The sequence below is a fragment of the Enterobacter mori LMG 25706 genome (assembly GCF_000211415.1).
Taxonomy (GTDB): Bacteria; Pseudomonadota; Gammaproteobacteria; order Enterobacterales; family Enterobacteriaceae; genus Enterobacter; species Enterobacter mori.
The window spans coordinates 144,716-157,106 of record NZ_GL890781.1; the positions used below are offsets into that span (position 1 = coordinate 144,716).

Here is a 12,391-nt window from a genome sequence, read left to right on the forward strand (position 1 = left end):
ATGTACCAGTTTGTACTGGGAAAAATCTCCACCCTTAGCGCGGACCCGCTGGCGTCAACGCTCGCAGACAGGGCACCTCAGGGTGCGCGAAACGCATCCTGGCTCGCAGGCCGGACGCTGCTCGCCAGAACATTATCCCCCTCGCCGCTGCCCGACATCATTTACGGTGAACAGGGAAAACCGGCTTTTGCGAAGGGGCACCCGTTGTGGTTCAACCTGAGCCATAGCGGCGACGACATTGCCTTATTGATGAGCGACGAAGGTGAAGTCGGCTGCGATATCGAAGTGATCCGCCCGCGGCAGAACTGGCAGGCGCTGGCGAATGCCGTCTTTAGCATCACCGAGCATGAAGAGCTTGAGCGCGAAGCGCCCGAGGAACAGCTTTCTGCCTTCTGGCGTATCTGGACGCGGAAAGAGGCGATTGTAAAACAGCGCGGCGGCAGCGCCTGGCAGATTGTCAGCATCGACAGCACCGCGCAGACGCATTCGGTGAGCCAGCTGCGCTTTGGCACGCTGAGCCTGGCGGTGTGTACCCCGACGCCCTTTACCTTGACCGCCGAGTCGATTTCTTACCCCAATACGTCTGCGGCATAAAGATCGTCAGCACGCCGAGAATAATCAGCCCAACGCCCGCCAGCCCGCGCCAGGAAAAGTGTTCTCCCCAGCCGGGCAGCACAACGGCGGCACCCCACACCAGAATGTAGCTGAGACTCAGCAGGGCATAGGCTCGACTGAGCGCCATGCGCTGCAGGGCCAGATACCAGCAGCCCATCGAAGCCACATAGCCAGTTAGACCCAGCATCAAGGTTCCCGTGCCGGGCGCGGCGTGCCGGAGAGCAGCAAAAAAGGCGTCACTCACCGGCGGCAGCGTCCCCATGGCGTGGCGCAGCACCAACTGCGCCACGCTGACCAACACCACGCTGCATAACGCCCAACATGTCCCCTTCACAGGCTTCCCCCCAGCAGGATAATCCCGACCATAATCAACCCGACGCCCAGCCAGTGGCGTGACGGGACGGACTCATGCCCGACGATTTTCGCCGCCAGCGTGACCCAGACAACGTTCAGGCTCAGCATGGGGTAAGCCACGCCGACGGGCAGAAGCTGCAACACCACCAGCCAGGCAAACATCCCGCAGCCAAGCGCCAGCAAGGCCAGCCCAAGCCACAGGGCAGTTCGCTGACCGCCCTTCGCCCGGGTTGCCTGTTTCTGACACAGCTGCCCTGCGCAGCTCAGCAGGCTTGCCAGTACCAGCCAGATCCAGGCCATCATTGCGGCAGATATTGCAGGTAGGCCAGACGCCCCTGAATCGTCAGGCTGTCCGGTTTCGGCAGCCCGGCGCGGGCAATGTCATCGTTTTTTGAAAGCAGGATCACCAGTGATACCGGCCCCTGCTGACGATGCGTTTCGAGCCATTGTGCGATCTCACCGTTGCTCACAAACCGTCCTTTCACATCCGGGTAACCGAGGCCATATTTCAGCTCCCCGGTCTGGCCAAAAAGAATGATGTCATGACGATTCAGTTCCCACGCCAGCCCCGACGCCACGCCAACGTTGTTTGCCAGCACAAACCGGCTCTCCTCCAGCGGCATACGCACGGTATCCACCAGCGACTGCGGCTGTTTGGAATCCACCACCAGGTTAGGGATGGCAAACCCAATGAGCAGCGCAAGACCGGCAGGACAAAGTGCCGCGAGCCACCAGCGCCGCGCGCTCTGCTTCAGCGTAATCCAGCCCACCGCGGCCCAGATAAGAAAAGCGATCGCGGCACAGAAGACTTTGTACAGTTCAACCGATGTCCAGACCGGATGTTTAGCGAGTCCCCACGGCGACACCACCAGCGCCGCCACCACGCCGATAACGCCAAACGCGAGGTTGATGCCGCCGTTGACGCGCAGCACGCGGGCCCCTTTTTCCGCCATCGTGCAGGCGTAGCGCGCCATCAGGATAGCCAGCGGCGCGAAGCACGGCAGGATATAGGTGGGCAGCTTGCCTTTGGCGATGCTGAAGAACAGCAGCGGCATCACCACCCAACCCAGCAGATAGAGCCCCGCCCCCTCATTTTGCCTCTCACGCCAGCCGAGGCGCAGCGCGCCCGGCAGCAGCGCCAGCCACGGCAGACTCCCCGCGACGAGGAACGGCAGGTAGTACCAGAACGGCGCTTTATGCTGGGCATCGCTCTGCGCAAAACGCTGGATATGCTCCACCCAGAAGAAGTAACGCCAGAAATCCGGTTCGCGCTGGGCGATTGCCAGCCCCCAGGGCAGGACGATAAGCACGCAGCTCAGGATCGCCAGCCAGCCAAAAACAAGCACCTCTTTCCAGCGTTTCTGCGCAATCACCCACGGCAGCACGCCCATCACCGGAACCGCCAGCGCCAGGAAGCCTTTGGTCATGACGCCCATGCCGCAGGCCAGCCCCAGCAGAATGTAGCCCCCCGCTTTTCCGGCCACGGTTTTCGACCGTGCGGCCAGCCAGAAGCTGCACATCGCTAACGCCAGCCACAGGGCGATAATCGGATCCAGCACGGCGTAGGTGCCGATGCCATAGACCAGGAACAACGTTAAGAAGATAAGGCCGGAGAAAATCGCCACCCGCTTATCCTGCCAGAGGCGCCAGGCGAGCCAGATGACCAGCAGCGCCGTCAACCCGGTGGAGAAGATCGCTCCGGCGCGCACGGCAAAGTTGGAGTGACCAAAGATCAGCTGCCCGATGCTGTTAACCCAGTAACCGGCAATCGGCTTTTCAAAGTAACGCAGGCCGAGAAAATGCGGCACAATCCAGTCGCCTGAGGCGAGCATTTCACGGCTGATTTCCGCGTAGCGCGTCTCGTCCGGCTGCCACAACAGGCGGAGATCGACCGGGATAACGTAGTAAACAATAAACAGTGCGAGAAGCGCTACGCCATAACGGGCTGCTTTCATGATACCGGGCTCACGGTTTGTTGATAGCCAAGCCAGCCTTCCCGACCGGCCATTTCATTGCGCACAATTTTGCCGACCGGCAAGGTGCTGAGATCGTCTGGCAGCATATCGCCGAGCGGGCAGAAGTGAATGCCCTCGGCGGCAGCCATCGTCAACAGCGCATCAAAATCATGCTGATACGCGATCCCTTCCACCTCGGCGTGAATTGTGTAGACCGGCGTACCCTCATCGCGATGCATGCAGTCCAGTATGTAGCGGTTAAATCCTGCGGCACTGACGTCGCGCCCGACCACTTCATCCCAGGTCGGGAGCGTGACAGGTATTTGAACCGTACCGGTGCGATCGTTCCCTAACAGCGGTAAAAACGGGGCGGTACCGCGACAATCGCTGTTATAGCGAAACGCGAAGGTCTCCTTGGCTTTCACCACGCGCTGGTCGGCACGCCATCCCGCCGCGGCGGAACAGCGCACGGGCTGGCCGGTAATCGCCTCCAGCTCCTGCACGCCGCGCTCGACGTCTTGTTCCAGGCGCGGAATATCCCAGACGCCCGCCCAGGCCTGCCAGGCATGGTGATCCCAGGCGTGAAGCCCCACTTCGTGCTGATGCGCCGCTTCGCAAATAATCGCTTCATTCCCGGCCCCGATGCGCCTGCCGGGCCAGGCGGTCCCCGCCAGCAAAATATCCCAGCCGTAGAGGGATGCCGCGCGCGAGCGCAGCATTTTGAACAGAAATGCCGGTTTAACCAGGCGCCACAGATGACGCCCCATGTTGTCTGGCCCAACGCTGAAGAAAATGCTGGCACGCACGTCGTGCTTGCTCAGCAGTTCCAGCAGCCGCGGGACGCCGTCGCGGGTGCCGCGAAAGGTGTCGACATCAATGCGTAAACCGACCTTTTTCATGATGCCTGTTCCGACAGCTCCACGGTGCGCAGGAAGAAGTCGAGCGTTTCATCAATGGTCTGCTCCATCTTCACGGTTGGCGTCCAGTTCAGGCAGCGCTTCGCGTTGCGGATGCTCGGCTTACGGTGCTCTACGTCCTGATAGCCTTTGCCGTAGTAGCTGCTACTCTCCACTTCGCGGAACCCGGCAAACGGCGGGAACTGGCTGCGCAGCGGATGGCGCTCAAAGCTTGCCAGCAGCATTTCAGCCAGCTCGCGGATGCTCGCTTCGTTGTCCGGGTTGCCGATGTTGATGATCTCCCCGTTGCAGCGGCCGTCTTTGTTTTCGATGATGCGGAACAGCGCTTCGATGCCGTCGCTGATATCGGTGAAGCAGCGTTTCTGTTTGCCGCCTTCGATAAGCTTGATGGGCGACCCTTCCACCAGGTTCAGGATCAATTGGGTGATGGCGCGGGAGCTGCCGATACGCGCGGCGTTCAGGTTATCCAGACGCGGCCCCATCCAGTTAAACGGACGGAACAGGGTAAAGCGTAGCCCCTCTTTCTCGCCGTAGGCCCAAATCACGCGATCGAGCAGCTGCTTGGAGACGGAGTAGATCCAGCGCTGCTTGTTGATCGGCCCGACCACCAGGCTGGAGGTGTCCTCGTCGAAGTTCTTATCGGTACACATGCCGTACACCTCAGAAGTGGACGGGAAGATGATGCGCTTATCGTATTTCACGCAGTCGCGGATAATCTTCAGGTTCTCTTCGAAATCCAGCTCGAACACACGCAGCGGGTTACGGGTGTACTCAATCGGTGTGGCAATCGCCACCAGCGGCAGCACCACGTCGCATTTCTTGATGTGGTACTCGATCCATTCGGAGTGGATGCTGATGTCCCCTTCAACGAAGTGGAAGCGCGGATTACCGAGGAAACGGCCGATCGCATCGGATCCAATGTCCAGACCGTAGATCTCGTAGTTGTCGTCTTTCAGCAGGCGCTCGGTGAGGTGGTTACCGATAAACCCGTTCACCCCGAGGATCAGCACGCGCGTGCGCCGTTTGAGCGCCACCACCGGCGCGCTGGTGATCAGCGCCCCCGCCACCAGCCCCAGAGACTGCGCCAGCTGCGCCCCCTGAACGTACAAGCCGCTGTCGGTTTGTCCGGTGACGATCTCCAGCGCCTGCTCGCCACAGCTCACAATCAGCGGGGAGACCGAGACGACGGTGCCCGGTTTGGCGGCAGGAATGTCGTCACGCACGCGGGATTTCCAGACGATAAATTTACTCACACCCGCAAAGCTGTATGCGCCCGGCCACGGGTCGGTCACGGCGCGTACCAGGTTGTGCAGCTGGCGGGCCGGTTGGTTCCAGTCCAGACGGCCATCTTCCGGCGTGCGGCGACCGAAGCAGCTGGCCTTGCTTTCATCCTGCGCGGTTTCGGTAAAGGTTCCCTGAAGGATCGTCGGCAGCGCGTCGCGCAGCAGGCTTTGCGCGGCGGTGCAGAGCTTGCGGTGCAGCTCCAGCGCCGTCTCATCGGCGTCAATGCTCACTTTCTGCTGCGCCACGATACCGCCCGCATCGGCACGTCGCACCATTTTGTGCAGCGTTACGCCGGTTTCCGTTTCACCGTTAACCAGCGCCCAGTTCAGCGGGGCGCGGCCACGGTAGGCTGGCAGCAGGGAGCCGTGCAGGTTGAACGCCCCTTTGTCTGCCACGCTCAGGATCGCATCGCAGAGCAGGTTGCGGTAATAGAACGAGAAAATCACGTCCGGCGCGAGTTTCTGAATGCGATCCACCCACAGCGGGTGGTTCACGTCGTCCGGGGCGTACACCGGGATCCCGTGTTCAGCCGCAATACGCGCCACCGAGCCAAAGAAATGGTTTTCTCCGGCAACGTCCGGATGCGTGAAGATGGCCGTAATGTCGAAGCCCGCGTCCAGCAAGGCTTGCGTGCCCGAGCACCCCATATCGTGATAGGCGAAGACGACAGCTTTCATGGGTGTTTTTCCTCTTGAGATGCGGTGTGTTCCTGACGGACAACCCGTTGAATAAAGTAGCGCGGACGCGCGCGAACATCGTTGTAAATACGGCCGATGTATTCACCGAGCAGGCCCATACCAATGAACTGGGCGCCGATGAACATGAACAGCACGGCAAACAGCATAAAGACCCCTTCCGCCGCCCACTGTGGGCCAAAGGCCAGCCGCAGCACGACCAGCAGAACGGAAAGCGCAAACCCGGCCAGCGCGATAACGCTGCCGAAAACGCTCAGCAGGCGCAGCGGCGTGGTGGTCAGGCAGGTGATGAGGTCGTACATCAGGTTGATCAGACGCATAAAGCTGTACTTTGACTCCCCGTGCTCGCGCTCGGCGTGCAGCACCGGGATCTCCGTCGCTTTGCGGGCAAAGGTGTTCGCCAGAATCGGAATGAAGGTACTGCGTTCGTGGCAGTGCAACATGGCGTCGATGATGTGGCGGCGATAGGCGCGCAGCATGCAGCCGTAATCGCCCATCGCTTTGCCGGTGGTGCGCTGGATCAGCCGGTTAATGGTGCGTGACGCCAGCTTGCGGAACAGGCTGTCCTGACGGTTTTGCCGCACGGTGCCGACCACGTCGTAGCCCTCGTCAGCTTTGGCAACCAGGCGTGGGATCTCTTCCGGCGGGTTTTGCAGGTCAGCGTCCAGCGTTATCACCAGATCGCCCGTCACGTGGCTGAACCCGGCCATGATCGCCGAGTGCTGGCCATAGTTACGGTTAAGCAGCACGGCAACAATATGGCTGCCCTCCGCCTGCGCGGCGTCGGTCAGCATCATCGCGGAGTCATCGCTGCTGCCATCATCCACCAACAGAATTTCGTAAGCCTTGCCCAGAGTGTCGCAGGCAGCGGTTGTGCGGCGGATCAGTTCCGGCAGGCTCTCCTGCTCGTTGTAGACCGGGATCACCACGGAGACTTTTTGAACGGGCGGCGCGCTGAACATATCAATGTCCTGCAAGCTGATGGAGCGCGGTAATGACGCGGGTTGTGTCGTCATGGGTCATGTCCGGGAAAAGAGGGAGAGAACAAATACGCGCGCTGTTCCATTCGGTGTTCGGCAGGGACACCTCCGGGAAATGCTCGCGATAGTATTTTTGCGTGTGGGCTGCGCGGAAATGCAGACCCGTACCAATGCCCTGCTCTTTCAGCGCGGCCATCAGGGCATCGCGCGAAATGCCGCACCGGGCTTCATCCACGCGAATAATAAACAGGTGCCAGGCGTGCAGATGTGGCCAGGCCGGGGTGCGCAGCGGCTGGAAAGGGGTATCCGCGAGTTCAAGCCGGTAGCGGTCGGCAATGTCGCGACGGCGCTTATTGGCCTCGCCCAGCTTGCCCAGCTGGACCAGCGCCAGCGCGGCGTTGATATCCGCAAGGTTGTATTTGAAGCCGGGGGTGATGACCTCCGCCTGCGGCGCGCGGCCGTGGGTCTGGCGGTCATAGGCATCTACGCCCAGACCGTGGAACTTCAAGCTGCGGATTTTTTGCGCCAGCTGTGCGTCATCCGTCACCACCAGGCCACCTTCGGCGCAGGTCATGTTTTTGATGGCGTGAAAGGAGAAGATGGCCGTGCCCTGCCAGCCCACGTGACGGTTTTTGTAGTAGGTTCCGGCGGCATGGGCGGCATCTTCAATGACGGGAATACCGTGGCGTTCACCGACGGCGCGAATGGCGTCGATATCGCACGGTGCGCCCGCATAATGCACCGGCACAATGGCTTTCGTGCGGGGCGTAATGGCGGCCTCGACCGCCTCAGGCGTCACCATCAGCGTCTCTTTGTCGACGTCGATCATCACCGGCGTGGCGTCCAGCAGCACGATCATATTCAGCGTCGACACCCAGGTCAGGGAGGGGGTAATCACCTCATCGCCGGGACCGATATCCATCGCCATCAGAGTGACATGCATCCCCGCCGTGGCGGAGGAGACGGCAATCGCATGACGGTTTCCGGTAAGCGTACAAAACGCGTCTTCCAGCGCCTGATTTTTCGGCCCGGTGGTGATCCAGCCGGAGGTTAATACCTCCTGCACTGCGGCGATTTCCTCAGCGCCCATTGAAGGACGAGAAAACGGCAAAAAATCACGCATTATTAATTTCCTTGAGATGTTTAAGGCAACTTTTTGATATTAACCAAATGCCGACGCGTTTATTTCAACGAACCATAAACTCATCTCAAGGTAACGTTCATTTCTTAGGGAAAAATTAAGATGGCGAAAAAGAGGAATAGCCAAACAACCAAAATCAATTAATAAACAAAGAGTTATTAAATTATGAATTATTTATTTTGTGATTACGCTCACCGTTAACGCGCTTTTTATCTAAACCAAACATCAACAAACAAAAAATTCCCGACCATTTCGAATAAATATGAAATGAGCCGGGAACTTTTCTTTTTAGTTAATTGTCGCGCTTATTTTAAATTATCAGGAAAGTTTTTTGGAAGTTCACTGGCAGCGCACGCAATAACGCTTTCATCGTTAGCACCGCAGTCGCGAACAAAAGTAATAGTGGCAAATTCATCAATCACTTCGGTTGGATATGCCGGGCCCGCATCGCGATAGCTATTCATCAGCGGAATGTGATCGTTCTGGAAGCAGACGGTTTTTTCCGGATTGTTCATTACCCAGCGCGGGAAGAAGATCGTGCCGTGGAACAGGCTGTCGCCCAGGTTCACAATCAGGCTCACGTCGGTGCCGGTGGGCTCAGTCCAGGAGATTTTATAGATGTTCTCCCCAACGCGGACGATGTACGCCTGCTGGTCTTTCACCCAGCGGTTGCCGACCAGGCCGCTGTGAATACGGTAGTCGAGGGTGTTTTCGTTTTTGACGTAAATTTCATAGTTCCAGCCATTATCGTAGGTATAAACCAGATGTTTGCCGACGAAGCCGCTTAAATCATGTTTGTCGAAGGTGTTCATAAGATGTCTCCTTTGTTTTGATGAGACGATCTTATTCCTTCAAAAAACGAATGAATAACGCTATGTTTGAATCAAATTCATCCAAATTTTAGATTAATTATGCACAAGACGACGCTCGAACAGTGGGCCTTGCTGGAGAGAGTGGTGGAGGCTGGTAGCTTTGCTAAAGCAGCGGAAGAGCCCCACCGCAGCCAGTCTTCGGTCAGCTATAACCTGTCGCTGCTGCAGGAGCGGCTGGGCGTGGCGCTGCTGATGGCTGAGGGAAGACGGGCCGTGCTCACTCCCGCAGGGGCATTATTACTGAATCAGGTTAAACCGCTGCTGAAGGCGTTCTCTTACGTCGAGACGCGCGCCGCGACGCTGCAGAGCGGCATGCGGACCCGGCTCGACCTCATGGTTGACAGTATCTTCCCGCGTCGCCGCCTGTTCGCCATTTTGCGGCAGTTCCAGCAGCGCTATCCGCAAACGCAGGTGCGGCTTACCGAAGTGCTGGAAAACAGCCGCGACGATGCGCTGAATGATGAAGCCGACGTGATGATCCTCACCCGCCGCCAGGACATTACCGGACTGGGTGAATGGCTGATGACTATCGACTTTGTTGCCGTTGCCCATTACGAGCACCCTCTGTTTGCACTTGATGCACCGCTGAACGATGAACTGCTTCGCCCGTGGCCGCTGATCCAAATTGCGGACAGCCAGCCTGCTGCCCGTCCTGCTGGCGGGTCCTGGACATTTTCCACCATTGATGCCGCCATCGAAGCGGTGATGAACCAGGTTGGATACGGCTGGCTGCCGGAAGAGCGTATTCAAACGCAGCTGGAACAAGGCGTTCTGAAAGCGCTGCCGCTCAGCCACGGCGTGCGCCGCGCGACGCCGCTGCACCTCATCGTTAAGCGCTCGCTCAATCCTCTGGACGAGCAGGTGGACACCCTGCTGCACCTTTTTAAACAGGAGCCGTCATCCTCACCTGCTACGCTTTAAGGTCTGAACGTTAAAACCACAAGGAGCGGAGCATGAAAATCGATTTTACGGGGAAAGTGGCGCTGGTGACCGCCTCAACCGGCGGGATTGGGTTCGCTATCGCCCGAGGGCTGGCTGAAAGTGGTGCGGAAGTGATTGTGAATGGCCGCAGCACGGACTCGGTGAACAAGGGTATTCAGCAACTCCAGCAGGTCGTGCCCGGCGTGCAGGTGCGGGCGGCCATTGCCGATCTCAGTACACCGGACGGGGTGGACGCGCTGCTGAACGTGGCAACTAACGTCGACATTCTGGTCAACAACGCGGGGATTTACGGCCCGCAGGATTTCTACTCCACCGACGATGACACCTGGGAGCGTTACTGGCAGACCAACGTAATGTCCGGCGTGCGCCTCTCCCGCGCCCTGCTGCCCGGCATGGTGCAGAAAGGCTGGGGGCGCGTGGTGTTTATTTCGTCCGAATCAGCCTGCAATATTCCGGCGGATATGATCCACTATGGCGTGACCAAAACGGCGCAGCTCTCGCTGGCGCGCGGGCTGGCGAAATTTGTAGCCGGAAGCGGCGTCACGGTTAACAGCGTCCTGCCAGGACCGACGATGTCTGATGGTTTTACCGGGATGATGAAAGACGAGATCGAGAAAACCGGGAAATCGCTGGAGCAACTGGCGAAAGAGTTTGTGATGGCTAATCGCCCCAGCTCGGTGATTCAGCGCGCCGCGACGGTGGAAGAAGTGGCGAATATGGTGGTGTATGTCTGTTCGACGCAGGCCTCCGCCACCTCCGGTGCGGCACTGCGCGTCGATGGTGGCGTAGTGGATGACATCATCTGAGCCGTCAGGCTGCAGCGCCCGCCACCCGGCGGGCGGTGATGAAATGTTCCTGCCAGTAGTTATCCGTCAGGGTTGAAACCGTTACGCCCTGGCTGCTCGAAGCGTGAATGAACTGGCTATCACCAATGTAAACGCCCACATGCTTTCGGTTCGGGCCCGTCTGGAAAAACACCAAATCTCCGACCTTCAAACGGTATTGTGCCACCTGCACACCGCGATGGATCTGCTCGCTAGTGGTGCGCGGCAGTTCCAGGTGTGCGGCATCACTGAAGAGATGCTGCATCAGCGCAGAGCAATCTACCCCGCGATGCGTGGTTCCTCCCCACTGGTAGTGGGTCCCTTTCCATTTCTGGTATTGATCGAGAATGCGGGAACGTAGCGGACCCGTTTGCTGATGCATCAGCCCGGACGTTGCCGGGGATGCCGACAGCTCGCTGTTCATTGACAACATGGAAGCAGGCAGTTGAAAACTAAATGCTGAAAACGAGGCAAAACTTAACGAGAGTATTGAAATAAGCGATCTAAGAGTCATATCAAAAAGAAGCAGTGAGTGAGTTTTTCCTTACGGGTGGGGCCAATATTTCCCCAAAAATCGTGCAATGTGGCGATAATATAGACTGTTCGTTTTTCATCCAATTGTTATCGGGTCTGATTTTGGACTCTTCGGCCCTGTCGCAAGAATGAGAAAAAAACGCGCGTGGTATAAGGACTGTGGCGTTAAAGCAGGTAAACTAATGAGCAGAATGTGTATTTCAGCTAAGACGTATTTATGACCAATATGATTGCCGACGACCCCGTGGCCAAATCCCACGTGCTCTCTGTCTTTGACTTTGATGGAACATTGACGCATCACGACAGCTTTATCCCTTTCCTGCGCTTTGCCTTTGGCAAGCGTTACTTTGCGGGACGGCTGGTACGGATGGCGTTACCGACGCTCCACTGCGTGCGCCGCAAGCTAACGCGTGATGAGCTGAAAGAGGTGTTGATCAAAACGTTCCTGACAGGGGTGGACGAGCACTGGTTACGTCAGCAGGCGGAAGCCTTTTGTGAAAAATACTGGAACAAGCTGATGCGCCCTGAAGGGGTTTTAGCCGTAGCGGCTGAGGTGAATTCCGGTGCGGAAGTGACTATCTGCTCCGCCTCCCCGGCACTGGTGCTTCAGCCGTGGGCGGATAAGCTCGGCATTAAGCTGATTGGTACGCAGCTGGAAGTGAAAAACGGCAAGCTGACCGGACGTATCACCGGCAATAACTGCCGCTGTGCACAGAAAGTCGCGAGGCTGGAAAAGGTCTACGGCGATCTCAACACCTACCACCTGCGCGCCTGGGGTGACACCCGTGGTGACCACGAACTGCTGGCGGCAGCGCAGGATCCACACTGGCGTCACTTCCATCATCCGCGCAAGCGTCGGAATTCACCGATTAAGGGGTAAGTGCGGTCTTTTGCCCTCACCCCGGCCCTCTCCCACGGGGCTGAGGCATCCCCAGTATTTTTTTAACCGGAAGCGATGAATGTTGTTTCAGGATAATCAATGACTCACAGCGCCGCCCTGGTCCGGCTGTAACTCGCTGAGGCGTTTGCCTTCCGGCCGGGGCGAGGCGCAGGGATGCGCCGAGAGGGCGGGCTTTACATGGACGTTGCCTCCGCCCGTCCCCGACAAGCCGGAAGGAATAAGCCGAGGGCACCGCGAAGCGGCGATTTACCGCCGGGAGCCCGGGTAGCCAGGGTGGTGGCGATTGAGCCACCCTGGCACGTTCACAGGTTATGCCGTTACAGAGTAGCGAGGAACATAAAGTGAACGGAATAACCACCACAGCCGTATGTTCCCCC

At 58.4% G+C, this 12,391-nt stretch carries 13 protein-coding genes; 4 read left to right on the plus strand and 9 right to left on the minus strand.

Annotated features, from left to right (window positions below):
• Entirely contained in the window at nucleotides 1-594 is a 594-nt protein-coding gene (gene acpT, locus ENTMO_RS0122650; RefSeq protein ID WP_010436580.1) for a 4'-phosphopantetheinyl transferase AcpT, read from the plus strand.
• Here acpT and arnF read toward each other — a convergent pair.
• The 8 genes from arnF to ENTMO_RS0122690 form a co-directional block, all read right to left on the minus strand.
• Nucleotides 545-949 carry a 4-amino-4-deoxy-L-arabinose-phosphoundecaprenol flippase subunit ArnF gene (arnF, locus tag ENTMO_RS0122655; protein WP_029485218.1) on the minus strand — a complete coding sequence of 135 codons (405 nt, stop codon included), beginning with the start codon at nucleotides 947-949 and terminating at the stop codon, nucleotides 545-547. The two genes, acpT and arnF, sit on opposite strands and share 50 nt — an antisense overlap.
• Nucleotides 946-1,272, minus strand: coding sequence for a 4-amino-4-deoxy-L-arabinose-phosphoundecaprenol flippase subunit ArnE (gene arnE, locus ENTMO_RS0122660; RefSeq protein WP_010436586.1), 327 nt, complete (start codon nucleotides 1,270-1,272; stop codon nucleotides 946-948). The genes arnF and arnE overlap by 4 nt, the downstream gene beginning before the upstream one ends.
• Complete coding sequence (arnT, locus tag ENTMO_RS0122665) at nucleotides 1,269-2,924, minus strand: lipid IV(A) 4-amino-4-deoxy-L-arabinosyltransferase (RefSeq protein ID WP_010436588.1); 1,656 nt, start codon at nucleotides 2,922-2,924, stop codon at nucleotides 1,269-1,271. The genes arnE and arnT overlap by 4 nt, the downstream gene beginning before the upstream one ends.
• Nucleotides 2,921-3,823, minus strand: a complete 903-nt coding sequence (gene arnD, locus ENTMO_RS0122670; RefSeq protein WP_010436590.1) for a 4-deoxy-4-formamido-L-arabinose-phosphoundecaprenol deformylase — start codon at nucleotides 3,821-3,823, stop codon at nucleotides 2,921-2,923. The genes arnT and arnD overlap by 4 nt, the downstream gene beginning before the upstream one ends.
• Nucleotides 3,820-5,802 (minus strand): bifunctional UDP-4-amino-4-deoxy-L-arabinose formyltransferase/UDP-glucuronic acid oxidase ArnA, encoded by a 1,983-nt coding sequence (gene arnA, locus ENTMO_RS0122675; protein ID WP_010436592.1) that lies wholly within the window; start codon nucleotides 5,800-5,802, stop codon nucleotides 3,820-3,822. The genes arnD and arnA overlap by 4 nt, the downstream gene beginning before the upstream one ends.
• Entirely contained in the window at nucleotides 5,799-6,782 is a 984-nt protein-coding gene (gene arnC, locus ENTMO_RS0122680) for an undecaprenyl-phosphate 4-deoxy-4-formamido-L-arabinose transferase (RefSeq protein ID WP_010436594.1), read from the minus strand. Before arnC ends, arnA begins: the two co-directional genes overlap by 4 nt.
• A gap of 1 nt (nucleotide 6,783) precedes the next feature.
• The gene (arnB, locus tag ENTMO_RS0122685) at nucleotides 6,784-7,923 is read right to left on the minus strand and encodes a UDP-4-amino-4-deoxy-L-arabinose aminotransferase (RefSeq protein ID WP_010436597.1); all 1,140 of its coding nucleotides are present in this window, start codon (nucleotides 7,921-7,923) and stop codon (nucleotides 6,784-6,786) included.
• 323 nt (nucleotides 7,924-8,246) lie between these two features.
• On the minus strand, nucleotides 8,247-8,753 hold the full coding sequence (locus ENTMO_RS0122690) for a phenolic acid decarboxylase (RefSeq protein WP_010436600.1): 507 nt from the start codon (nucleotides 8,751-8,753) through the stop codon (nucleotides 8,247-8,249).
• A gap of 99 nt (nucleotides 8,754-8,852) precedes the next feature.
• Between ENTMO_RS0122690 and ENTMO_RS0122695 the strand changes: the two genes are divergently transcribed.
• Both ENTMO_RS0122695 and ENTMO_RS0122700 read left to right on the plus strand, forming a co-directional pair.
• Nucleotides 8,853-9,734, plus strand: a complete 882-nt coding sequence (locus ENTMO_RS0122695; protein WP_029485219.1) for a LysR family transcriptional regulator — start codon at nucleotides 8,853-8,855, stop codon at nucleotides 9,732-9,734.
• A gap of 32 nt (nucleotides 9,735-9,766) precedes the next feature.
• Complete coding sequence (locus tag ENTMO_RS0122700; protein ID WP_010436605.1) at nucleotides 9,767-10,561, plus strand: SDR family NAD(P)-dependent oxidoreductase; 795 nt, start codon at nucleotides 9,767-9,769, stop codon at nucleotides 10,559-10,561.
• Nucleotides 10,562-10,565: 4 nt separating this feature from the next.
• On the opposite strand, the gene ENTMO_RS0122705 is transcribed toward ENTMO_RS0122700, so the two are convergent.
• Nucleotides 10,566-11,093, minus strand: a complete 528-nt coding sequence (locus ENTMO_RS0122705) for an NlpC/P60 family protein (RefSeq protein ID WP_029485220.1) — start codon at nucleotides 11,091-11,093, stop codon at nucleotides 10,566-10,568.
• Between the two features lie 237 nt (nucleotides 11,094-11,330).
• Here ENTMO_RS0122705 and ENTMO_RS0122710 point away from each other — a divergent pair, with 237 nt between their 5' ends.
• On the plus strand, nucleotides 11,331-11,993 hold the full coding sequence (locus ENTMO_RS0122710; protein ID WP_010436609.1) for an HAD family hydrolase: 663 nt from the start codon (nucleotides 11,331-11,333) through the stop codon (nucleotides 11,991-11,993).
• Nucleotides 11,994-12,391: the final 398 nt, after the last annotated feature.